General features: G+C 69.7%; 20 protein-coding genes. 12 read left to right on the top strand and 8 right to left on the bottom strand.

Annotated features, from left to right (window positions below):
* The first annotated feature begins 6 nt into the window (after nucleotides 1-6).
* On the top strand, nucleotides 7-942 hold the full coding sequence (locus H507_RS0111285; protein WP_022910821.1) for a PfkB family carbohydrate kinase: 936 nt from the start codon (nucleotides 7-9) through the stop codon (nucleotides 940-942).
* Here H507_RS0111285 and purE read toward each other — a convergent pair.
* Both purE and H507_RS0111275 read right to left on the bottom strand, forming a co-directional pair.
* Nucleotides 872-1,429, bottom strand: coding sequence for a 5-(carboxyamino)imidazole ribonucleotide mutase (gene purE, locus H507_RS16385; protein WP_022910820.1), 558 nt, complete (start codon nucleotides 1,427-1,429; stop codon nucleotides 872-874). The genes H507_RS0111285 and purE overlap by 71 nt on opposite strands.
* A complete protein-coding gene (locus H507_RS0111275; protein WP_281166940.1) occupies nucleotides 1,422-2,627 on the bottom strand; it encodes a 5-(carboxyamino)imidazole ribonucleotide synthase in 1,206 nt (401 codons plus the stop codon). The genes purE and H507_RS0111275 overlap by 8 nt, the downstream gene beginning before the upstream one ends.
* A gap of 46 nt (nucleotides 2,628-2,673) precedes the next feature.
* On the opposite strand from H507_RS0111275, the gene H507_RS0111270 reads away from it, so the two are divergent.
* A complete protein-coding gene (locus H507_RS0111270; protein ID WP_022910818.1) occupies nucleotides 2,674-3,189 on the top strand; it encodes a PH domain-containing protein in 516 nt (171 codons plus the stop codon).
* A gap of 2 nt (nucleotides 3,190-3,191) precedes the next feature.
* On the opposite strand, the gene H507_RS0111265 is transcribed toward H507_RS0111270, so the two are convergent.
* Nucleotides 3,192-3,974 carry a biotin--[acetyl-CoA-carboxylase] ligase gene (locus H507_RS0111265; RefSeq protein WP_022910817.1) on the bottom strand — a complete coding sequence of 261 codons (783 nt, stop codon included), beginning with the start codon at nucleotides 3,972-3,974 and terminating at the stop codon, nucleotides 3,192-3,194.
* 19 nt (nucleotides 3,975-3,993) lie between these two features.
* On the opposite strand from H507_RS0111265, the gene H507_RS0111260 reads away from it, so the two are divergent.
* The 3 genes from H507_RS0111260 to H507_RS0111250 are packed head-to-tail and all read left to right on the top strand — an operon-like array spanning nucleotide 3,994 to nucleotide 6,501.
* Nucleotides 3,994-5,583: an acyl-CoA carboxylase subunit beta gene (locus tag H507_RS0111260; RefSeq protein ID WP_022910816.1), complete on the top strand. Its 1,590-nt coding sequence runs from the start codon at nucleotides 3,994-3,996 to the stop codon at nucleotides 5,581-5,583.
* A gap of 56 nt (nucleotides 5,584-5,639) precedes the next feature.
* Nucleotides 5,640-5,879 carry an acyl-CoA carboxylase subunit epsilon gene (locus H507_RS0111255; RefSeq protein ID WP_026378127.1) on the top strand — a complete coding sequence of 80 codons (240 nt, stop codon included), beginning with the start codon at nucleotides 5,640-5,642 and terminating at the stop codon, nucleotides 5,877-5,879.
* A 1-nt stretch (nucleotide 5,880) separates the two neighbouring features.
* Nucleotides 5,881-6,501 (top strand): Maf family protein, encoded by a 621-nt coding sequence (locus H507_RS0111250; RefSeq protein ID WP_022910814.1) that lies wholly within the window; start codon nucleotides 5,881-5,883, stop codon nucleotides 6,499-6,501.
* Here H507_RS0111250 and H507_RS16380 read toward each other — a convergent pair.
* On the bottom strand, nucleotides 6,440-7,420 hold the full coding sequence (locus H507_RS16380) for an N-acetylmuramic acid 6-phosphate etherase (RefSeq protein WP_022910813.1): 981 nt from the start codon (nucleotides 7,418-7,420) through the stop codon (nucleotides 6,440-6,442). The genes H507_RS0111250 and H507_RS16380 overlap by 62 nt on opposite strands.
* 254 nt (nucleotides 7,421-7,674) lie before the next feature.
* Between H507_RS16380 and H507_RS0111240 the strand changes: the two genes are divergently transcribed.
* Nucleotides 7,675-9,171: an MDR family MFS transporter gene (locus H507_RS0111240; RefSeq protein ID WP_022910812.1), complete on the top strand. Its 1,497-nt coding sequence runs from the start codon at nucleotides 7,675-7,677 to the stop codon at nucleotides 9,169-9,171.
* On the opposite strand, the gene H507_RS0111235 is transcribed toward H507_RS0111240, so the two are convergent.
* Together H507_RS0111235 and H507_RS0111230 are read right to left on the bottom strand one after the other, a co-directional pair.
* Nucleotides 9,062-10,351 (bottom strand): anhydro-N-acetylmuramic acid kinase, encoded by a 1,290-nt coding sequence (locus tag H507_RS0111235; RefSeq protein ID WP_157438969.1) that lies wholly within the window; start codon nucleotides 10,349-10,351, stop codon nucleotides 9,062-9,064. The genes H507_RS0111240 and H507_RS0111235 overlap by 110 nt on opposite strands.
* Nucleotides 10,352-10,356: 5 nt before the next feature.
* Nucleotides 10,357-11,877 carry a glycoside hydrolase family 3 protein gene (locus H507_RS0111230; protein ID WP_022910810.1) on the bottom strand — a complete coding sequence of 507 codons (1,521 nt, stop codon included), beginning with the start codon at nucleotides 11,875-11,877 and terminating at the stop codon, nucleotides 10,357-10,359.
* 70 nt (nucleotides 11,878-11,947) lie between these two features.
* Between H507_RS0111230 and H507_RS0111225 the strand changes: the two genes are divergently transcribed.
* Nucleotides 11,948-13,123 (top strand): serine hydrolase domain-containing protein, encoded by a 1,176-nt coding sequence (locus H507_RS0111225; RefSeq protein WP_022910809.1) that lies wholly within the window; start codon nucleotides 11,948-11,950, stop codon nucleotides 13,121-13,123.
* Here the strand turns inward: H507_RS0111225 and H507_RS16375 are convergent.
* The gene (locus H507_RS16375; protein ID WP_022910808.1) at nucleotides 13,113-14,096 is read right to left on the bottom strand and encodes a DUF808 domain-containing protein; all 984 of its coding nucleotides are present in this window, start codon (nucleotides 14,094-14,096) and stop codon (nucleotides 13,113-13,115) included. The genes H507_RS0111225 and H507_RS16375 overlap by 11 nt on opposite strands.
* 132 nt (nucleotides 14,097-14,228) lie before the next feature.
* Complete coding sequence (locus H507_RS0111215; RefSeq protein WP_022910807.1) at nucleotides 14,229-14,642, bottom strand: hypothetical protein; 414 nt, start codon at nucleotides 14,640-14,642, stop codon at nucleotides 14,229-14,231.
* 80 nt (nucleotides 14,643-14,722) lie between these two features.
* On the opposite strand from H507_RS0111215, the gene H507_RS0111210 reads away from it, so the two are divergent.
* From H507_RS0111210 to H507_RS0111190, 5 genes are all read left to right on the top strand, one after another.
* Nucleotides 14,723-15,433 carry an SDR family oxidoreductase gene (locus H507_RS0111210; protein ID WP_022910806.1) on the top strand — a complete coding sequence of 237 codons (711 nt, stop codon included), beginning with the start codon at nucleotides 14,723-14,725 and terminating at the stop codon, nucleotides 15,431-15,433.
* 170 nt (nucleotides 15,434-15,603) lie between these two features.
* The gene (locus H507_RS16370; RefSeq protein ID WP_022910805.1) at nucleotides 15,604-16,617 is read left to right on the top strand and encodes an ABC transporter permease; all 1,014 of its coding nucleotides are present in this window, start codon (nucleotides 15,604-15,606) and stop codon (nucleotides 16,615-16,617) included.
* Complete coding sequence (locus H507_RS0111200) at nucleotides 16,614-17,615, top strand: ABC transporter permease (RefSeq protein WP_022910804.1); 1,002 nt, start codon at nucleotides 16,614-16,616, stop codon at nucleotides 17,613-17,615. The genes H507_RS16370 and H507_RS0111200 overlap by 4 nt, the downstream gene beginning before the upstream one ends.
* 101 nt (nucleotides 17,616-17,716) lie before the next feature.
* Nucleotides 17,717-19,438, top strand: a complete 1,722-nt coding sequence (locus tag H507_RS0111195) for an ABC transporter substrate-binding protein (protein WP_022910803.1) — start codon at nucleotides 17,717-17,719, stop codon at nucleotides 19,436-19,438.
* Nucleotides 19,439-19,443: 5 nt separating this feature from the next.
* The gene (locus H507_RS0111190; RefSeq protein ID WP_022910802.1) at nucleotides 19,444-21,207 is read left to right on the top strand and encodes a dipeptide ABC transporter ATP-binding protein; all 1,764 of its coding nucleotides are present in this window, start codon (nucleotides 19,444-19,446) and stop codon (nucleotides 21,205-21,207) included.
* Nucleotides 21,208-21,221: the final 14 nt, after the last annotated feature.

Genomic DNA, 21,221 nt, shown 5'->3' with positions numbered 1-21,221 from the left:
TCCGGGATGGCTCGTCTGATCCACACGGCCCAGGCCCTCGTCGACCTGGTCTGTGACGTGCCCGGGCTGCCTCCCCGGGGTGGCAACGTGATGGCTGCCGGGGTGACCCGGCAGCCGGGCGGCGCGGCGATCATCCTGATTGCCGCCGCCCGTTCGGGCGCAACGGCCGTCCATGCCGGATCGGTCGGGTCAGGGATCAACGCCGACCTCATCCGCCATGCCCTGCACAGCGAGGGGGTCGAGGTGACCTCACCGCCGGTGGAGCAGCTCGACACCGGGGTGTGCGTGGTGCTGCTGGAGCCCACCGCAGAGCGCACCTTCGTCACCACCTGGGGAGCCGAACGCCAGGTGAGCGTGGGCTCCTTCGACACCAGCGCACCCCAGCCGGGCGACCTCGTCTGCGTCTCCGGCTACTCCTTGGTGGAACCCACCCTCACCCCGTTGCTGGCCTGGCTCGAGGGGTTGCCCATCGGCGACGGGGGCCAGCGGGTCGACGTGGTGCTGGATCCGGGGGCCATCTTCGCCGAACTGCCGCCCGAGGTGGTCTCGCGGGTGTTGGCGGTGACCACCGTCTGGACCTCGAACATGGACGAGGCCGCTGCCCTCGTCGGGACCGACGAGATGGACCGGGCCGCCGGACTGGTCGCGGGGCGGTTGTCACGGCCTCGGGCGGTGGTGGTCCGCGACGGCGACCAGGGCTGCGCCGTCTGGCACGGCTCACGCACTGAGGTGATACCAGGGTTCCCCCAGCGGGCCGTCGACACCAATGGCGCCGGTGACACCCACACGGGGGCGATGGTGGCAGCCGTCACCCGTGGGCTGTCGTGGGCCGATGCCGCCCGCTACGCCAATGCCGCGGCGGGTCTCAAGGTCACCGGCAAGGGTCTGGGCTCGATCCCCCACCGGGAGGCGGTGGAGGAGTTCCTGCGCCTGGCCGATTGAGTGACCGCAGCTTCTCGCCCTTGGATCTCGCCAGGTCACGCAAACCCTCCTGGAACGCCAGCATCGCCTCGGTCAACACCGGGTCACCGGCCGCCAGGATGCGCACCGCCAGCAGTCCGGCGTTGCGCGAGTTGCCCACGCCCACGGTGGCCACGGGCACACCGGCGGGCATCTGCACGATCGAGAGCAGTGAGTCCATCCCGTCCAGGTACTTCAGCGGCACGGGCACCCCGATGACGGGCAGCGGGGTGAGGGCGGCCAGCATCCCTGGCAGGTGCGCGGCCCCCCCGGCCCCGGCGATGATCACCTCGAGCCCGCGGGTGTGGGCCCCTCGTCCGTAGGCGAGCATGTCCTCGGGCATGCGATGCGCCGAGACGACGTCGACCTCGACCGCCACCCCGAACTCCTCGCAGGCCGCCGCTGCGGCTTCCATGGTGGGCCAGTCGGAGTCGGAACCCATCACGATTCCCACACGGGCCTCAGGCATTGGCATCTCCCATCAGGTAGCCGGCGGCATGCCGGGCGCGGCGCAGTGTGTCGTCCAGATCGTTCCCCAGACAGGTCACGTGACCGACCTTCCGTCCGGGCTTCACGTCCTTGCCGTAGAGGTGCACCCGCAGCTTGCGGTCACGCGCGAAACAGTGCTGCAAGGCCCCGGTGAGGTCAGGCTCCGAACCACCGAGCACATTGGCCATCACGACGTTCCGGGACCGCAGACCGGGGTCCCCGAGCGGCAGGTCGAGCACGGCGCGCAGGTGGTTCTCGAACTGGCTGGTGTGGGCACCGTCGATCGTCCAGTGACCGGTGTTGTGCGGACGCATCGCCAACTCGTTGACCACCACCGAGCCGTCCTCCCGCTGCATCAACTCCACCGCCAGCATGCCGACCACCCCCAGTTCGTGGGCGATGCCGAGCGCCAACTGCTGGCAGGCGATCGACTGGTCGTCGGTCAGCCCGGGGGCGGGGGTGGTGGTCTCGACACAGATGCCGTCTCGTTGCACCGACTCCGAGATCGGGTAGGCGACGGCCTGCCCGGCAGGACTGCGCACCACCAGGGCCGACAGTTCGCGGACGAAGGGGACGAACTCCTCGGCGACGATCACCACCCGCTCCCCCGCCGAGGTCCGCTTGAGGCCCTCGAAGGGCTCGTGGGCCTGGTCGGCCGAGTCGAGCTTCCAGACCCCCTTGCCGTCGTACCCACCCCGGCTGGTCTTGGCGATGATCGGCCACCCCTGCCTCTCGCCGAAGGCGCTCAGCTCGTCAGGGCTCTCGCAGATCGCGTACGCGGGCACCGGGGCACCGAAGGGGCCCAGTCGTTGCCTCATGACCGCCTTGTCCTGGGCGTGCACCAGCGCGGATGGTCCGGGGCGCACGGCACAGACACCCTCGTCCTCGAGTCGGTGCAGGAACGCGGTGGGCACGTGCTCGTGGTCGAAGGTGATCACGTCGCAGCCCTCGGCGAAGGCCCGCAGCGTCGCCTCGTCGTCGTGGTCCCCGACCACCACGTCGCCGATGACCTGGGCGGCGGACGAGCCGGCGGCCTCCGACAACAGCCTGATGTGCACGCCCAGACCGATCGAGGCCTGGTGCATCATGCGAGCCAACTGGCCTCCGCCGATGATGCCGATCGTGTAGGGGCCAGCCACAGCAGGACGGCCATCCGCCGCCGAAGAGGGAGTGCTCACGGGGCATGAGCCTACCGGCGTGATCCGGTCTGCCAGACTTGACGACATGGCACGTGAATCCAGGGCTCGCCTGTTCAAGGGGCGCGGCGACTCCGACGAGCGCACCCTCGTGCGGGTGCGCACCCACGGCAAGGCGGTCTTCGTCCCGATCCTGCTTGCCCTGCTGGTCGCCTCCTTGGCGGCTGCCCTGATCGCCGTGCTGCCGCCGGAGTGGAAGCCGATCGCCACCTGGGTGACCATCGGCGCGGCAGCACTGCTGGTGCTGTGGTTCTCGGTTCGTCCGTTCATCGAGTGGTTCACCACCAGCTACACCATCACCACCCGCCGGGTCATCACCAAGCACGGCGTGCTCAACCGCTACGGTCACGAACTGCCGCTGTCACGGATCGACTCGGTCGGTTCGGAGCGGGGCATCATCGACCGCATGTTCGGGTGCGGGACGCTGGTCTTCTCCACCGCCTCGGAGCGGCCGGTCGTGCTGCACGACGTGCCCCAGGTCAAGGACATCGAGGGGTTGCTGGCCGACCTCATCTACCGCGCCCACCGGGACGACCAGGACTGAACTCAGCCCCGGCGCAGATGCACGACGTCTCCTGCCGAGAAGGCCCGCAGGCCGTCAGCGGTGCGCACCACCAGTCGTCCCGCGGGATCGATGGAGTCGCCCACCCCGCTCACCTGCTCGGTATCGCTCACCTGCACCCGAAGGTTCTGCCCGATCGAGCCGCACGCGGCGGTGTAGGCCTCGCGCAGGTGGCCACGCTCCTGCCAGACGGCCAGCAGGTCGTCCAGTTCCCTCAGCACCGACGCCACCACGGTCAAGGGTTCGACGTCGAAACCCGCCAGCGCCAGTGAGGTGGCCGTCGGCACGGGCAGTTGCTCACGGGTCAGCGAGGTGTTGATCCCGAAGCCGATCACGGCGGCGGCACCCGGGGCGGTCGAGAGGCCCTCGTGTCGTTCGCAGAGGATCCCGCACACCTTTCCGGGCGCATCCCCGCCGGCAACCAGGACATCGTTCGGCCACTTCAGCTCGAGCTCGCAGCCGGGCGCGACGGCGCGGATCCCGCGAAGCACGGCCACCCCCGTCACCAACGGCAACCAGGTCCAGTCCACCATCGGACGATCGGTGCGCACCACCGCGCTGGTGGCGACGGCTGCCCCCGGCGGGGCCTCCCAACGGCGGTCGAACCGGCCGCGTCCGGCGGTCTGGTGCAGGGCCACCACCACGGCCCCGTCGGGCTCCCCGGCAGCCGCCAGGACGGCTGCGTCGGCGTTCGTCGACCCGGTGGAATCGAGCACCTCGACCCTCCGCCAACGAGTACCTCGCAGCGCTTCGGCAAGCTCGATCATGGGCCGATAGTGTCATGTCATGGATCCCGACATCCACACCACCGCCGGCAAGCTGGCCGACCTGGGACGCCGCATCGACGAGGCAGTCCACGCCGCCGCTCCCGAAGCAGTCGAGCGTCAGCACGCCAAGGGGAAACTGACCGCCCGCGAACGTGTCAATGCGCTGCTCGACGAGGGCTCCTTCTCGGAACTGGACGAGTTCTCGCGGCATCGCAGCCACGCCTTCGGCATGGAGAACAAGCGCCCCTACGGTGACGGGGTGATCATCGGGCTCGGTTCGATCCACGGTCGACCGGTGTGCGTCTTCTCCCAGGACGTCGCCATCTTCGGGGGCGCCCTGGGGCAGGTCTACGGGGAGAAGATCGTCAAGATCATCGACTTCGCACTCAAGACCGGTTGCCCGCTGATCGGCATCAACGAGGGCGGTGGTGCCCGCATCCAGGAGGGCGTCGTCTCGCTCGGTCTCTACGGGGAGATCTTCCGACGCAACACCCACGCCTCGGGGGTGATCCCGCAGATCTCGCTGATCATGGGCGCCGCGGCCGGTGGCCACGTCTACTCCCCCGCCCTGACGGACTTCATCGTGATGGTCGACCAGACCTCGCAGATGTTCATCACGGGGCCCGACGTCATCAAGACGGTGACCGGCGAGGACGTCACGCTCGAGGAGTTAGGCGGCGGTCGCACCCACTCGGTCAAGTCCGGGACGGCCCACTACCTGGCCGCCGACGAACATGATGCGCTCGAGTACGTGCGTGACCTGATCACCTACCTCCCCCAGAACAACCTCGAGGACCCACCGATCGTGGGCGACGCGGGGGTCGACCCGACCTTCACCGACCTGGGGATCACCGACCACGACCGACTGCTCGACACCGTCATCCCCGACTCGCCCAACCAGCCCTACGACATGCGCGAGGTCATCGCCACGGTGCTGGACGACGACGAGTTCCTGGAAGTGCAGTCGATGTACGCGGGCAACATCATCTGCGGGTTCGGACGCATCGAGGGTCGCTCCATCGGTGTGGTCGCCAACCAGCCCTCGGTGTTCGCGGGGTGCCTCGACATCAAGGCGTCGGAGAAGGCGGCACGGTTCATCCGAACCTGCGACGCGTTCAACATCCCGATCCTCACCTTCGTGGACGTGCCCGGCTTCCTGCCCGGGACCGAACAGGAGTACGACGGCATCATCCGCCGAGGCGCCAAGCTCATCTACGCCTACGCCGAGGCCACCGTGCCGTTGGTGACGGTGATCACCCGCAAGGCCTACGGCGGGGCTTACGACGTGATGGGATCCAAACACCTGGGTGCGGACATCAACCTGGCGTGGCCCACGGCGCAGATCGCGGTGATGGGCGCCGAGGGCGCGGTCAACATCCTGCACCGACGGGAACTGGCGAGCCATCCCGACCCGGCGGCCCGCCGCAAGGAACTCATCGACGAGTACAACGACGAACTCGCCAACCCCTACGTCGCCTCGGAGCGAGGCTACATCGACCAGGTGATCTACCCCCATGAGACCCGGGCCGAGGTGATCCGCGTGCTCCGGCTGCTGCGCACCAAGCGCGAGACACTGCCCCCGAAGAAGCATGGGAACATTCCCCTGTGACGGATGGACCAGGGAGCGATGGACCTGTGACGAATGGACCTGGGAGCGATGGACCTGTGAGCGATGGACCTGTGACGGATGCAACGGGCCAGTCGGCCCTGCGGATCCTGCGCGGGAACCCGGACGACGCCGAGCTGGCGGCCGTGGTCGCCGCGCTGGCGGCGGTTGGCTCGACACCGCCCAGGGAGACCGACGACCGTCCGCTTGCTGCCGGATGGAAGTCCTACCACCGTGTCCTGCGCCGTCCCCTCGTACCGGGGCGCGGCGCCTGGCGCAACCACTACCGGAACCGCTGACGTGCGGGTCATCCTCGCCTCGAAGTCGCCCGCCCGGCTCGCGGCGCTGCGCTCTGCCGGTCTCGACCCGGAGGTGTGGGTCTCCCACGCCGACGAGGACTCCCTGCAGCGTTCCACCACCCAGGCGCTGACCATCGCCCTGGCCGAACTCAAGGGGTCCGTGGTCGCAGCCGAGCTGTCCGACGACGAGGACTGGGCGTTGATCGCATGCGACTCGCTGCTGGAGCTCGGCGGTCAACGCCACGGCAAACCCGGCAATGAGGCGGAGGCGATCGCCCGTTGGTACACGATGCGAGGCACCACCGGGGTGCTGTGGACGGGACACCATGTGATCGTGCACCGGGCGGGACCCGACGGCGGGGTCAGCCTCAGGGCCAGCCGGGGCGGTCAGTCCCGGGTGACCTTCGCCGACCTGTCCGATGCGGAGATCGCAGCCTACGCCGCCACCGGGGAACCGGAACGGGTCGCGGGCGGGTTCACCATCGACGGCCTGGGAGCCGCCTTCGTGACCCGCATCGAGGGCGACCCGCACAACGTGGTCGGTATCTCGTTGTCGCTGGTCAGGCAGATGTTGCTCGACCTCGGCGTGGAGTGGCAGACGCTGTGGCGGCTCGACCGCTGAGCTGGGCCACCGCCGACCTGATGCCTGCCGGGTCGTGAGCACGCCTCGGGTCGGGCGGGAACTCGTCCGCGGCTCGTCTGGCGTCGTCCACCGGCGCCCCTGACAGTCCGCACACCAGTGCCACCCGCAGGTCGCCCCCCGAACGCGACAACAGGTCGGCGGACGTCTCGGCGTCCAGACCGGTGGCCTGCTCCACGATGTGCACGAGGCGACGCTCGAGCTTGAGGTTGGTCGCCTGCACGTTGATCATCAGGTTCGACCAGGTCTTGCCGAGGCGCACCATGGTGGCTGTCGAGAAGGTGTTGAGCACCAACTTCTGCGCCGTGGCCGCCTTCATGCGGGTCGACCCGGTGACCACCTCGGGGCCCGTGTCGGGCAGGATCGCGACATCGGCGAGGTCGGCAAGCGGAGCGGCGACGTTGGACGAGACCAGTACCGTCGCCAGTCCCCGTTCCCTGGCGGCGGCGAGAGCCCCACGCACGAAAGGGGTCCGGCCGGAGGCGGCGATCCCGACGACCAGGTCGTGCTCCCCGGCCGAGGCAACGATGGCGGCACCAGCCGCCGGGTCGTCCTCGGCACCCTCGACAGCGCGGGTCATCGCGGCCTCTCCGCCGGCCAGATGCGCAGCGACGACGTCATCACCGACGTGATAGGTGGGGAACAGTTCGACCGCGTCCAGCACTCCCAGGCGCCCGGAGGTGCCGGCGCCCACGTAGTGCACTCGTCCGCCGTTGGCGATCGCCGTGACCGCCAGCTCGACGGCAGCCGCGATTCGGTCGGCCACGGCACGCACGGCCGGCACCACCACATCGTCGGCTGCGACGATCGCCCCCACCAGGTCGGGTGTCGCCAGCGTGTCGAGGTCGAGGGTGTCAGGGTTGCGCTGCTCGGTCGACCAGCTCAGCTCGATGTCGCTCATGCACCCATCCAAGCACCCGCCCGGCGCTGGTTGATCGGGTGTGGATCTGTCGGTCGGTTCGCGTAGAGTTGGCAGCCGGCAACGGCGCCGCGACCCGCCCACCCCAGCACGACGACACCCCAGCACAGACCACACCCCGGGCGTTGTAGAGACGTTGACATCCCAGTCGTCGACATCACAGACGCTGACATCACAGACGCCGACATCCCAGACGCTGACATCCCAGACGCTGACATCCCAGACAGGGGACTCCCATGGCCGCCGAACCGATCCTGACCGAGCATCCCGCCCCGTCCGCGACCCCCGGCGAGGCCCCCATCGACTGGGGGGTCATCTGGGTGCTGCTGGCTGCTGCCTTCGTGGTGATCCTCAACGAGACCGTGCTGGGCGTGGCCATCGCCCACCTGATGACTGACTTCAGCATCGACGCCCGGACCGCCCAGTGGCTCACCACCGGGTTCATGCTGACGCTGTCGGTGGTGATCCCCGTCACCGGGTTCGTGATGGACCGCCTCACGACCCGCCAGGTCTTCCTGACGGCGATGACGCTGTTCATGACCGGCACCGTGCTGGCCGCCCTGGCACCCAACTTCAGCGTGCTGCTCGGGGCACGCGTCGTCCAGGCCAGCGGTACCGCCGTGATGATGCCCCTGCTGATGACCACCATCCTCAACCTGGTACCGATGCACAGGCGAGGCCAGACCATGGGCCTGGTCTCGATCGTGATGTCGATGGCACCGGCGATGGGTCCGACCATCTCGGGATTCGTCCTGCAGGTCGCCAGTTGGCGCTGGCTGTTCTGGTTGGTTCTGCCGATCGCGATGGCGGCCACCGCCTACGGTGCCGTGAAACTGCGCAACGTCTCGGAACTGCGCCGCACCCCGCTGGACGCCTTGTCGGTGGTGCTGTCGGCGCTCGGGTTCGGCGGTCTGGTCTACACGCTCTCGCTGGTGGGTGCACCTGCCAAGTCAATGAACCTGATGGTCGCCGGCGTGGTGGCGCTGCTCGCGTTGTTGGCGTTCGTGTGGCGACAACTGGTGCTGCAGAAGTCCGACATCGCCCTGCTCGACCTGCGCACCTTCGCCCATCGCAACTACTCCGCCGCACTCGGCGTGATGATGCTCGCCTTCCTGGCGCTGATGGGGGTGGCGCTCATCTGGCCGATCTACCTGCAGGACGTCCGCCAGCTCTCGCCCTCGGTCACCGGCCTGGCGATGCTGCCGGGTGGATTGGCCATGGGACTGCTGGGCCCCTTGGTCGGGCGCCTGTTCGACCGCTACGGCCCTCGTCCTCTGGTGGTGCCGGCCGCCCTCGTGCTGGGGATGATGGTGCTGGCCATGAGCCGCGTCACCCCGAACACCCCCCTGTGGATGCTGATCGGCATGCACGCGGTGATGAGCCTCGCCCTGTCGTTCATGTTCACCCCGAGCTTCACCACGGCGCTCAACGCGCTGCCGCCCCGGTTGTACTCACACGGGTCGGCAGGTCTGGGCACCCTGCAGCAGGTGGCGGGTGCCGCAGGTGCTGCGTTGCTGGTCACGCTGTTCGAGTCGACCGCCAACCGGCACATCGCTGCCGGGGTTCCGGAATTGACGGCGCAACTGGACGGCCTCCGGATCGCCTTCACCCTCGCGGCAGCGCTCACCGTGCCGGTGTTGGTGTTGGCCTTCCTGATGCGTCGTCAACAGTCGGAGGGTCACCAGTCGGACGAGGGCCACCAGCCGGACGAGGGCGCGACCCTGCTCCACTGAGCCCGAACCACCCTGCGGACCCGTGCAGGGTGAGGGTACCGAGCACCCGTGGGGTGTGGGCTCCCGTGAGGGCGTGCCCGTGGCCGTCGACTGCGATCCCAGCGCGACCCGACACCGACAACCAGCCCAGCAGGGCGACGAGCACGGCCTCCTTCGCATCACCCGGGATGCCGGCCACCTCGGGTGGGACGACCTCCCATTCAGGGTGGTCCCGCCGCAGCCGCGCCATCAACCCCGGGTGGTGCGCTCCCCCACCCGACACGACGACCCTCTCGATCGTGGTTGCGGCGGGCAACCCCGGTCCCGGGGTCGTCGGCTCCAGGTGGGCCAGCAACGTGACGGCGGTGAACTCCACCAGGGTGGCCAGCAAGTCCGCCAGTGGCGGACTGCTGGCATCCCCCGGCAGCGAGGCCACCACGCTGTCGAGCCAGTCGAGGGAGAACACCTCTCGTCCGGTCGACTTGGGCAGCGGGAGCGCCAGGTAGGGGTGTCGCAGCAGGGCCGCCAACAGGTCGGGGATGATCGCGCCCCCCGCCGAGTACCGGCCGTCGCGGTCGAAACCCTCGCGTCCGTCCGTGGCGCGGGAGACGACCGCATCGAGCAGGCAGTTCGCCGGACCCGTGTCACCGGCCGCGAGGGCCACGCCGTCGTCCACCAGCGTGACATTGGCGATCCCGCCGAGGTTGACCACCGCCGTCGGACGATCCGCGAACAGCCAGGCATCGAGCACCGGCACCAGGGGTGCCCCCTGCCCACCGGCCGCGATGTCGGCCGCGCGCAGGTGGGACACGACGGGAAGCCCGGTGGCTTCGGCGATCCAGGCCGGCTCGCCCCACTGGAGGGTGCCCAGGGCCCGACCCCGGTCGACCCAGTGGAAGACGGTCTGGCCGTGACAGCTCACCAACTCCACACCGTCGACCTGGGCCATCACCTCGCTGGCGGCGGCCGCGAACGCCTGTCCGATCAGCTGCTCGAGGGCACAGACCTCGGCGACCTCCACCGTGGCCGGGGGCAGCACCGCGAGGATGCGACGGCGCAGCTCCTCGTCCCAGGCCAGCTCCCGGTGGTCGACGACCCGCAGTGACCCGTCCTCGCCCAGATCGACGACCGCCGCATCGATGGCGTCCACGGAGGTTCCCGACATCAGTCCCAGGACCCGCATCCGGTTCAGTGCACGCATCGGGTTCACCACACGATCCGTCGGCCGAGCAGGGCCTCCACCGCAGCTCGGGTGTTGGACCGCCCGGCTCCGTGGGCCAGCACCAGGTGTGGGACATCCGGCGCCGATTGCTGCATGCCGACGTGCACCACCACGGCGTGGGGACAGCGACCGAGCAGCTCGGCGACGAGGGTCGCGGCGACGGACGACCCGTCCCGGCTGACGGCGACGACCACGTCATCCGGTTCCACCAGGTCGAGGTCCCGCCTGTCCACCGGCTCCCCCAGGGCCCGGTCGAGCGCATCGCCCACCCCGGACGAGAACCGCCCCGCGGCAGCGTTGAACCCCTGCCCCAGCTCGACCAGGACGGGCCGGGCGCCCTCGGGCAGGAGCACGCTCCCCCGGGTCAGCAGCGCTCGCCTCGCGACCTCGAGGCCGAGTTCGGGAAGTCCGTCCTCGGCGGTGGCGGGATCGACAGCGGGCGTCTCCAGCAGCCGTTGATGGGCCAGGCCGAGCATCGAGCGCACCCGCGAGGCCGAGACCTGGAGCCGGTGCAGGCGCAGCCGGCCCTCCTCCACCGCCCGCTCGATGGCGGCCACACTCGCGGCCAGCGCGGCCTGCTGGTCACCGTTCATGGGTGCCCCGAGACAGCACAGGTCTGCACCGGCCCGCAGGGCGCGCACGACGGCCGCTCCGATCCGCTCGTCCTCGCCGGATGAGGGGTCGGCGGTGGGGTCTGCGGTGATGGCTCCCATGTCGAGCGCATCGGTGATGGTGGGACCGACGAACCCCATCGCGCGGATGCGGTCATAGGCCCACGCCGAGGTGGAGGCGGGGTCGGCCCCCAGCCGGGGGACGATGATGTGCCCGGGCATGACGGCGTCCACCAGGGGCGCCAACGCAACGAACGGGGCCAGCTCACGGGAGGCGAGCGTCGCCTCGTCCAGGTCGATCACCGGCATCCCGACGTGGGAGTCGACGGAGGTGTCCCCGTGGCCCGGGAAGTGCTTGGCGCAGCCGGCCACCCCTGCGGCGTGCAACCCCCGCACCCAGGCGACCGCGTGCCGGCCGACGAGCGAGGCGTCGGGTCCGAACGACCGGGTGCCGATCACCGGGTTGGCCGGGTTGGAGGCGACATCGACGCAGGGAGCGAGGGTGACGTCGATGCCGGCGGCACGGACGAGCCGTCCGGTCGCCTCCCCCACCTGGCGCGTCAGCTCGAGATCGTCGACCGCCCCCAGGGCAGCACTGCCCGGAAGGTCCGATCCATGGCGGCGCTGCAGTCGGGTGACGTCGCCCCCCTCCTCGTCGACCGTGATGCAGACCTGGGGCCCGAGCTCGCGCAGTCGCCCGGTGAGTCGGCGGGTGGTGGCGAGGTCGGGGGTGTTGACAGCGAACAGACAGACCCCACCCAGTCCGTCACGCAAGGGCTGCTCGAGCCAGGCGGGTACATCGGTGCCGTCGAAACCGGGCATCAGCACCCCCAGCGCGGCCCGTCTCACCGCCGTCTCGCTCGGCGCCGGGGCGAGGGTCTGGGGGCAGGTCACGGTCGCATTCCTTCGGGCTCGAACGGGGTGGTGCAAGAATGGCACCCCCCGACCCCGGACGAGGAGAACCATGCCGAGCTTGGCCCAGTCCCTGAGCAGTGTGCTGGCGGCGGCCGTCGAGGCCGAGACCTGTTCGGGCGCGACCTGCGTCGTCGTCCATGACGGCACCGTGGTGGCCAGTTCGGCCCAGGGCACGCTCGCGAGTGTCAACTGTGACGGGTCACGGGTGCGCTCCGACCAGCTCGAACCGGTGACCGATTCCAGCTGGTTCGACCTCGCCTCCATCACCAAGGTGGTGTCGGCCATCACGCTGCACACCGTGGTCGAGCGTGGGCACCTCGGCTACGACGAACCGCTCGCCACGCATCTGGAGGGGTATCGGGGTGATCCCGATCGGGAGCGGGTCACGTTGCGCCACCTGCTCACCCACACTTCGGGGCTGCCCGACATCTTTCCCGACTGGGAGCGTCGCATCCTGGGCTGGGTCGCGGCGAACCCGGGCCGTTGGCTGCGTGACTGGCCCTTGGACGACCGCCGCGAACTGCGGGCCCAGGTGGAGCGGCTCCCCCTGCTGTCCCCTCCTCAGAAGGTGTGGCGTTACTCCTGTGTCGGCTACAACACCGCCATGCTGCTCGCCGAGCGCGCGACCGGCCAACGGTGGGCCGATCTGGTGCAGCATCTCGTGCTGGACCCGCTCGGGCTCGGTGAGATCGCGTTCGCCCCACCCTCGGGTGCCGACGACGGCCGCCAGGTCGCCGCAACCGAGGTCGACACCACTCACGCCCGCGGCCTGGTCCGCGGGGTGGTGCACGACGAGTTCAGCTGGGCCCTGGGCGGAAGGTGCGCCAACGCCGGTCTGTTCGGGACGGCGCGGGCGGTGGCTGCCCTCGCCGAGGCCATCCGGCTCGACCAACTGCCGTGCAGTCGGGACGGGCTCTGGCTCAACGAGATGCCTGCGCTGTTGGGACGCGCGGTCTGCGATCCCGATGAGGCACCCTGGGGTCACTCCATGGGGTTGCGGATCGGGCAGCTCTCGTGGATGTGGCACCCGGAGCTGGGCGAGGTGGGACGACGAGCACGTGGGCACACGGGGTTCACCGGAACCAGTGTCTTCACCGACGACCAGAGCCGCCTGACCGTCTCGCTGATGACCAACCGGGTACACCCCACCCGCGAAGGGGCGGACGCCATCACGCCGTTGCGTTCCGAGGTGGCGCGACTGGCCCACCAGCACGTCATGGGGTGACGGCGGTTTCCGTCTCCTCAGCGCGCACCTCGTGCTCGTCCCCATGATTCCTGCCGAATGGCAGGACGTGCACGACGGCGACCACCACGGCGCCGACGAGCACCCCGGCGATGAAGCTGAAGGCGGTGTTGGTCAGCCAGCCCAGCACTCCGCCCAACGGGCCCGTCGCCGCGTGCACCGCCTGCTCCGCGTGGTGGACGAGCGCGTAGGGCGCGTGCCAGCCGATCTCGTCGGCCCCCACCAGCAGGATGTGGCCACCGACCCACAGCATCGCGATGATGCCGACCGTCGACAGCACCGCCAGCACCACGGGCATTCCCTCGACCAGGGCCCGGCCGAACTTCTGGGCCGCCGCACCGGCGCGCTGGGTGAAGCGGACGCCGATGTCGTCCATCTTCACGATCACCGCCACCACCCCGTAGACACCCACGGTGATGGCGATGCCGACCACGACCAGGATGATGGAGCGCTGCAGCAGCGGCTCGTGGGCCACCTCGTTGAGCGAGATCACCATGATCTCGGCCGAGAGGATGAGGTCGGTCCGGATGGCCCCGTTGACCAGCGTCTTCTCCTGCTCGGGGCTCTGGGTCGCAGCCGGGCTGCGCGTCTCCTGGTGCCCCGACACCTTCTCCCACAGCTTCTCGACACCCTCGTAACTGAGGTAGGTGCCGCCCAGCATCAGGATGGGGGTGAGCAGCCACGGTGCCCACTGCGACAGCACCAGCGCGATGGGCAGGATGATCAGGAGCTTGTTGACCAGTGACCCGCGGGCGATCTTCATGATCATGGGCAACTCGCGGTTGGACAGCACGCCCGTCACGTATCGAGGAGTGACGGCGGTGTCGTCGATCACCACTCCCGCAGCCTTCGTACCGGCGCGCCCGGCGGCGGCGGAGACGTCGTCGAGCGACGCCGCCGCCATCTTGGCCATCGCGGCGATGTCATCAAGCAGGGCAGCCAGTCCGCCACTCATGGCACGTCCTCATCGGTCGGTGGTGGTCACAGTCGTGTGTTGGGGTGGCCACGGGTTCCCGGGGCGTCCCCCAAGGATAGGGGCGGCCCAGTCCGGCAGGCGGACGGGTGCGGGGTCAGCCGGGTTCGGCAGTCAGGTGCGACGTCGGAAGGTCAGACCCGCCAGTTCGGCGGACGAAGTCCAGGCGCCGTCCCAGGTGGCGTCGTGGAAGACCAACGAGTCGGCACTACGGGCGTCCACCGTGAAGCCCGACACGGGAAGGGTCTGCTCCAGGTGGGTCTGCACCCGGGCGGAGTTGGCGGCTCGCAGGATCAGCGTGACCACGTTCGGCTGGTCGATCGTCCGCACCGGCACCAGGCCGGTTGGCAGCGTGATGGTTCGGGGTCCGTGCACGAGCCCCATCGAGGCCAACGTGACCCCGGTGGTCGGGGTGGCCGACGGCGTTCCAGGCACCGGGCTGACGGCACTCGAGATGGCGCCGCAGGCCGCGAGACCAGGCAGGAGTGCGGCCACGCCCACCCCGAGGACCACCTGACGCCTGTGCACCCCTGGAATGGTAGCCGTCGGTTCGACCGGATCGCTGCGGCGCGGTAGCTTCGTCGCTCAGACGTCCGACAGGAGCAGCCATGTCGTCCACCCTTCCCGTAGCGCTGGTCACCGGCGGCAGCCGCGGGATCGGCCGGGCCGTCGTCGATGACCTGGCCCGCGATCACCACGTCCTGGTGGGCGGTCGCGACGAGGCCGCCGTGGCGGCTGTGGTCGACGGGCTGCCGAGCGCCGCCGGGTTCGTCTGCGACCTCACCGATGCCGCTGCCGTCGAGGCTGCCGTGGGCCACCTCGACCGCCTCGACCTGCTCGTCCACTCGGCGGGGATCGCCCAGAGTGGCAGGGTCGACGAGACGACCCGTGACCTGTGGCTTCGCATCCTCGAGGTCAACGTGGTCGCGGTCGCCGACCTGACCCGACTGCTGCTGCCCCGACTGAGAGAAACCCGCAGCTTCGCCGGCAGGCAGGGGCAGGTGGTGATGATCAACTCCGGTTCGGGATTCGTCTCCGGACCCGGCGGTGGTGCATACGCCGCGTCCAAGTTCGCCCTCCGGGCCCTCACCGACGCCCTGCGGGAGGAGGAACGGGGTCAGGTTCGGGTGACCTCCGTGCACCCCGGCCGCACCGATTCCGACATGCAGCGTGCGCTGCAGGCAGCCCTGGGACGCGAGTACCGTGCCGACGAGCACCTCGACCCCCGCTCGGTGGCCGCCACGGTTCGGACCGCCATCGACCTGCCCGAGGGTGCCATGCTCGAATCGGTGTCGATCAGGCCGGTCTTCCGGGCCTGACGGGCCGCAGCGAAGCGGCGCTCACCCAAACCTCGCATTTCGCTCCCCATAACGGCACGTTTTGCATATTGGGGCGAACAGGGCCATGCTCATGGGTGCACAACAGGCCATCGTCGGCGCGCAGCAACTGGCTGCGTGCCCTCTGGTGCGCCCCGACCACAAGGAGCCCCGTGTCACTGGAGCGCTCGGACGAGCTGGTGGACCCGCCCACCCTGCGCGCCGATGGCGTCTGGCGTCGGCTGCGCCGTGACCGCTTCGCCGTGGCCGGGGGCATCGTGGTGGTTCTCTACATCCTGGTGGCACTCACGGCTCCGCTGATCACTCGGGCCGCGGGCGTTGATCCGTACACCTACGACCTGGCCAGCCTGGACGGCCGGGGTGCCCCCGCCGGCGGCTGGGGCGGCATCTCGTCCGACCACTGGTTCGGGGTGCAACCGTTGACGGGACGAGACCTGTTCGCGATCGTGCTGGTCGGCTCACGGGCGTCGTTGGTGGTGGGACTGGGGGCGACCGCCCTGTCGGTGGCGCTGGGCACCGTGCTGGGCCTGCTCGCCGGCTGGTTCGGCGGTGCCGTGGACTGGGTGATCGCTCGTGGCATCGACGTGCTGATCGGTCTGCCCGCCCTGATCTTCATGATCGCCGTCGGTGCGGTGGCACCTGCGTGGCTGCCGCGGCTGTTGTTGCTGGTGCTGATCATCGGTTTCTTCGGGTGGACGACCATCGCCCGAGTCGTGCGCGGGCAGGTGATGTCGCTGCGCTCCTCCGGTTTCGTCCGGGCTTCGCAGGCGCTGGGCGCCGGCCATGCGCAGATCATCTTCCGCCACCTGCTGCCGAACCTGGCAGCCACCATCGTGGTCTTCGCCACCATCGCCATCCCCGGTGCCATCGGCGCCGAGGCTGCCCTGAGCTTCCTCGGGGTCGGCGTGCCGGCCCCCACCCCCAGCTGGGGACGAAGCATCGGCGACGCCGTCACCTGGTTCTCCGTCGACCCGATGTACCTCGTCTTCCCGGGCGCCGCCCTGTTCGTGCTGACGCTCGCCTTCAACGCCTTCGGTGACGGCCTGCGCGATGCCCTCGACCCCCGCACCAGCCGTCATTCCCGCCGTGACCGAGCCCGACGCAGCCCTCGCGGTTCCGGCCGCACCCGGACCCGCGACCAGAGCCCTCGGGGGGCTGTCGCGTGAAACTCGCCCGCTTCCTGCTCGGCCGCATCGCCTCCTTGGTGTTCGTCCTGCTCGTCGTCTCGCTGCTGACCTACGCCGTCTTCGTGCTGCTCCCCGCCGATCCGGCCCAACTGGCCTGTGGCAAGCCCTGCACCCCTGAGCGACTGCAAACCGCCCGGGAGTTCATGCAACTCGACCATCCCTGGTTCCAGCAGTGGTTCGACTTCGTGCGCGGCATCTTCACCGGTCGCACCTTCGGCACGGGCGGCGCCCAGTTCACCTGCCCCGCGCCCTGCCTGGGCTACTCCTTCCGGCTCAACGCCCCCGTGACCGAACTCATCCTCGGACGATTCCCCGTGACGGCATCGATCGCGCTCGGCGCCGCAGTGCTGTGGCTGCTCGCGGGCGTCGCCAGCGGGGTGGTGGCGGCCCTGCGCCACGGCACCGTCATCGACCGCGGCCTGATGGTCGCGGCCATCACTGGGGTGTCGGCACCGAGCTACCTGGTCGGCCTGCTGGGCATCCTGCTGTTCGGTTTCACCCTCGACATGGTGCCGGTCAGCGGCTACGTGCCCTTCCGGGAGTCGCCCGTCGACTGGGTCTGGCACCTGGTGCTGCCATGGGTCGTGCTGGCCCTGTTGAACGCGGCCATCTACACCCGCATCACGCGTGGTCAGATGCTGGAGGCGTTGTCGTCCGACTATGTGCGCACGGCACGGGCCAAGGGCATCGGCGAGTCCCGGGTGGTCACCCGCCACGCCCTGCGCAACGTGGCCATTCCCATCACCACCTTGTTCGCGCTCGACCTCGGCGGCCTGCTCGGTGGTGCAGTCATCACCGAGCGAGTGTTCTCCATCGCGGGGCTGGGAGCCCTGCTGATGGACGCGGTCGGGTCGACCGACGTGCCCCTGCTGGTCGGCGTCACCGTGTTCACCGCCGCCATCATCGTGGCCGCCAATCTCGCCGTCGACGTGGTCTACAGCCTGCTCGACCCGCGCGTCCGGGTGGGCCGCCCATGAGCGGCACCCGTCCACCGGAACCGATGCACCTGCGATGTCGGTGACCCACTGACCCTCCCCAACCCTCGAACCCACCCGTGAACCCATCAGGAAAGAAGAACATGGCCCTCCATCACACCTCCCTCACCCGCCGCGCGCTGGTGTTGTCGATCCCGCTCGCCGGTCTCGCCACCGCACTGGTGGGGTGCAATGCCAACAACCCCAAGCCCGGTGCGACCTCCTCCTCGGCGGCCGGCTCGGCGACCTCGGCCGCCCCTGCCAGCAAGGGTGGAACCCTGCGCATCCTGACCAGTTCGAGCGCGGTCAACTGGGATCCGGCGATCAGCCAGTCCCTGGCGATCACCTCACTCGGTCTCGTGCAGCGCCGCCTGACCGCTTGGAAGGTGGGCTCTGACGGTGTCACCAAGGTCGTCCCCGACCTCGCCACCGACACCGGCCAGGTCAGCGCCGACGGCAAGACCTGGACCTTCACCCTGAAGGACGGGCTCGCCTTCGAGGACGGCAACCCGATCACCGCTGCCGACGTGAAGTACTCGGTTGAGCGTTCGTTCGCCCCGCAGCTCTCGGGCGGCCTGGGCTACCACAAGGCACTGCTCGTGGGAGCCAGCGACTACTCCGGTCCCTACGACGGCAAGCAGCTGGCCTCGGTCGAGGCGAAGGACGACAAGACCCTCGTCTTCCACCTGAACAGTGCCTACGGCGACTGGCCGTGGATCGTCTCGATGCCTGCCTTCAGCGCTGTCCCGAAGGCCAAGGACAATGTCAAGACCTACACCACCACCCCGGTGGCGACGGGCCCCTATCGCGTCAGCAAGACCGTCGAGGGCACCTCGATCACCCTGGAGCGCAACGAGCACTGGGATCCCAAGACCGATGAGGCCCGCGGCGGCGGTCCCGACTCGATCATCTTCCAGCTCGGTCAGGACGCCACGGTGGCAGCCCAGCGGCTGATCGCGGACTCCGGGGACGACCAGTTCGCCTTCGGCGCCAGCTTCGTCCCGGCCGCCCAGCTCGCCCAGGTGCAGACCTCGGCGGCCAAGGACCGGCTCGTGACCTCGGGCCCGGGAGCGCTGGCCTACCTGGCCATCAACACCCAGGCCAAGGGCCTCGACGACGTCAAGGTCCGCAAGGCCATCAGCCTGGCCGTCGACCGCAACGCCTACCGGGTGGCCGTCGGTGGTGAGATCGCCGGTGAGTTCGCCGACACGCTGATCACCCCGGGCATTCCCGGGCGCAAGCAGTACGCCTCCCTGCTCAAGGACGTCGCCCCCGCCGGTGACCCCGAGCAGGCCAAGAAGCTGTTGGCCGAGGCCAAGTGGAGCGGTCGGACCCTGAAGTTCGCCATCGCGGACGACGCGGTGAGCTCGGCCAAGGCCGAGGCGATCCAGCAGGGGCTCAAGCGGGCCGGGCTGACCGTCACGATCGTGCCGCTGGCCGACGACGTGCTGACCGAGGCGACCACGCAGGGCGACGGCAGCAAGTACGACCTGACGCTCGGCTCCTGGCAGCCCGACTTCCCCAGCGCCAACGGCAACATCCAGCCGCTGTTCGCATCCGACCAGATCGGCAAGGGTGGCTACAACATCTCGCGCTACTCCAACCCGAAGGCCGACGAGCTGATCAAGAAGGCCACCGAGACCACCGACCCGAAGGAGTCCGGTGCCCTCTGGGCCCAGGCGGACGAGCTGATCAACGCCGACGCACCGGTCGTGCCGCTGATCTACACGAAGAACTCGTTCCTGCACGGGTCGAAGGTCGTCGGTTTCGCCATCCCGGCGTTCCCGGCGTACCCGAACTACCTGACGGTCTCCGTCGCGAAGTGACCCCGATGGACGACCAGAGCGGTGCTCCCCTGCTGCGGGTGCGCGACCTTGACATCAGCTTCGGCAGCCCGGCCGTCCGGGGGGCCAGTTGGCAGCTTCAACGAGGTCGCGTCACCGCTCTGGTCGGCGAGTCGGGATCCGGCAAGTCCGTCTCCGCGATGGCGGTGCTGGGTCTGTTGCCCGGCACCGCCACCGTGACCGGCTCCATCGTGTTCTCACCCGACGATCGGCCCGGAGCTGACAGTGACCGGACCGAACTGGTGGGTGCCTCGGCCGACACCTTCCGCGCCGTCCGCGGAGCCATCTTCTCGTTGGTGTCCCAGGAGCCGATGGGCGCGTGGAACCCGGTGCTCACGCTCGGCGACCAAGTGGCCGAGGCGGTGCAGGCCCACCGTGGACGCGGCCACCGGTCACCCCCGCTCGACCGCTCCGACCTGCGGTCCAGGGTGCATCACCTGTTCACCGAGGCCGGGCTGCGTGACCCGGCCAGGATCGCCGGTTCCTTCCCCCACCAGCTCTCCGGTGGCCAACTCCAGCGTGCCCTGATCGCCATGGCCCTCGCCCAGGACCCGGTCGCGATCATCGCCGACGAACCCACCACCGCCCTCGACGTCACGGTGCAGGCCGAGATCCTCGACGTGCTGCGCCGGTTGCAGGCCGAGCGGGGCACCGCCGTGCTGCTGATCACCCACGACATGGGGGTGGTCGCCGACCTCGCCGATGACGTCGTAGTGATGCAGCAGGGTCGCGTGGTCGAGCATGCCCCGGTCGGCGAGCTGTTCTCCCGACCCCGGCATCCCTACACCGTCCAACTGCTGGCTTCCGTGCCGCGGCTCGAGGCTCATCACGCCACGGCCGCCGGGGTGTCCGGGACAGCACACCTCTCGGGGCAGACGGCGTCCCCGGCAGACCATCCGCCCACCACCGACCGTGAGATCACCGAGCCCGACCTGCCGACGGTCAGGCTGGAGCAGGTCGGCGTCGTCCACCCCGGTCGCAAGGGTGCCGCTCCCGTCGTGGCCGCCGACGGGGTCGACCTCACGATCTCGCCCGGCGAGGTGCTCGGGCTGGTCGGTGAATCCGGTTCGGGCAAGTCGACCCTGGCCCAGGTGATCGGCGGTCTGCTCGCCCCCACCAGCGGGCGGGTGCTGGTCGACGGCGTCGACCTGCAGCACGCGACCCGCGCCCAGCGCAACGGACGCCGGCGCACCACCGGCATCGTCTTCCAGGACCCAGCCTCCACGCTCAACCCGAGGTGGTCGGTCGGACGATCGGTGGCCGAGCCGCTGCGGCTCCACACCGACATCGACGACCGGGCCCGCCGGGAACGCGTGGCCGGTCTGCTCGAGCGGGTACGGCTCGATCCAGCCCTGGCCCAGCGGTTTCCCCACGAACTGTCGGGTGGCCAACGCCAGCGCGTCGCCATTGCCCGCGCTGTCGCCCTGAGGCCGCGGCTGCTGATCGCCGACGAACCCACCTCTGCCCTCGACGTCTCGGTGCAGGCGAGCGTGCTGGCCCTGCTCGAGGAACTGCAGGCCGATCTCGGCTTCGCCTGCCTGTTCGTGTCGCACAACCTGGCGGTCGTCGAGCAGGTCGCCGACACCGTTGCGGTGATGAAGTCCGGCAGCATCGTCGAGCACGGACCGGCCGCCCGGGTGCTGCAGGATCCTCGACACGAGTACACCCGGGCCCTGGTGGCCGCGGCCCCGGTGCCCGATCCCCACCTGCAGCGTGAGCGCCGCGAGGCCAGGTGGGCCGTCAAAGCCTGACCCACGACCAGTGG

The sequence above is a fragment of the Aestuariimicrobium kwangyangense DSM 21549 genome, assembly GCF_000421525.1.
Lineage (GTDB): Bacteria > Actinomycetota > Actinomycetes > Propionibacteriales > Propionibacteriaceae > Aestuariimicrobium > Aestuariimicrobium kwangyangense.
This window is presented reverse-complemented; position numbering and strand designations above follow the sequence as displayed.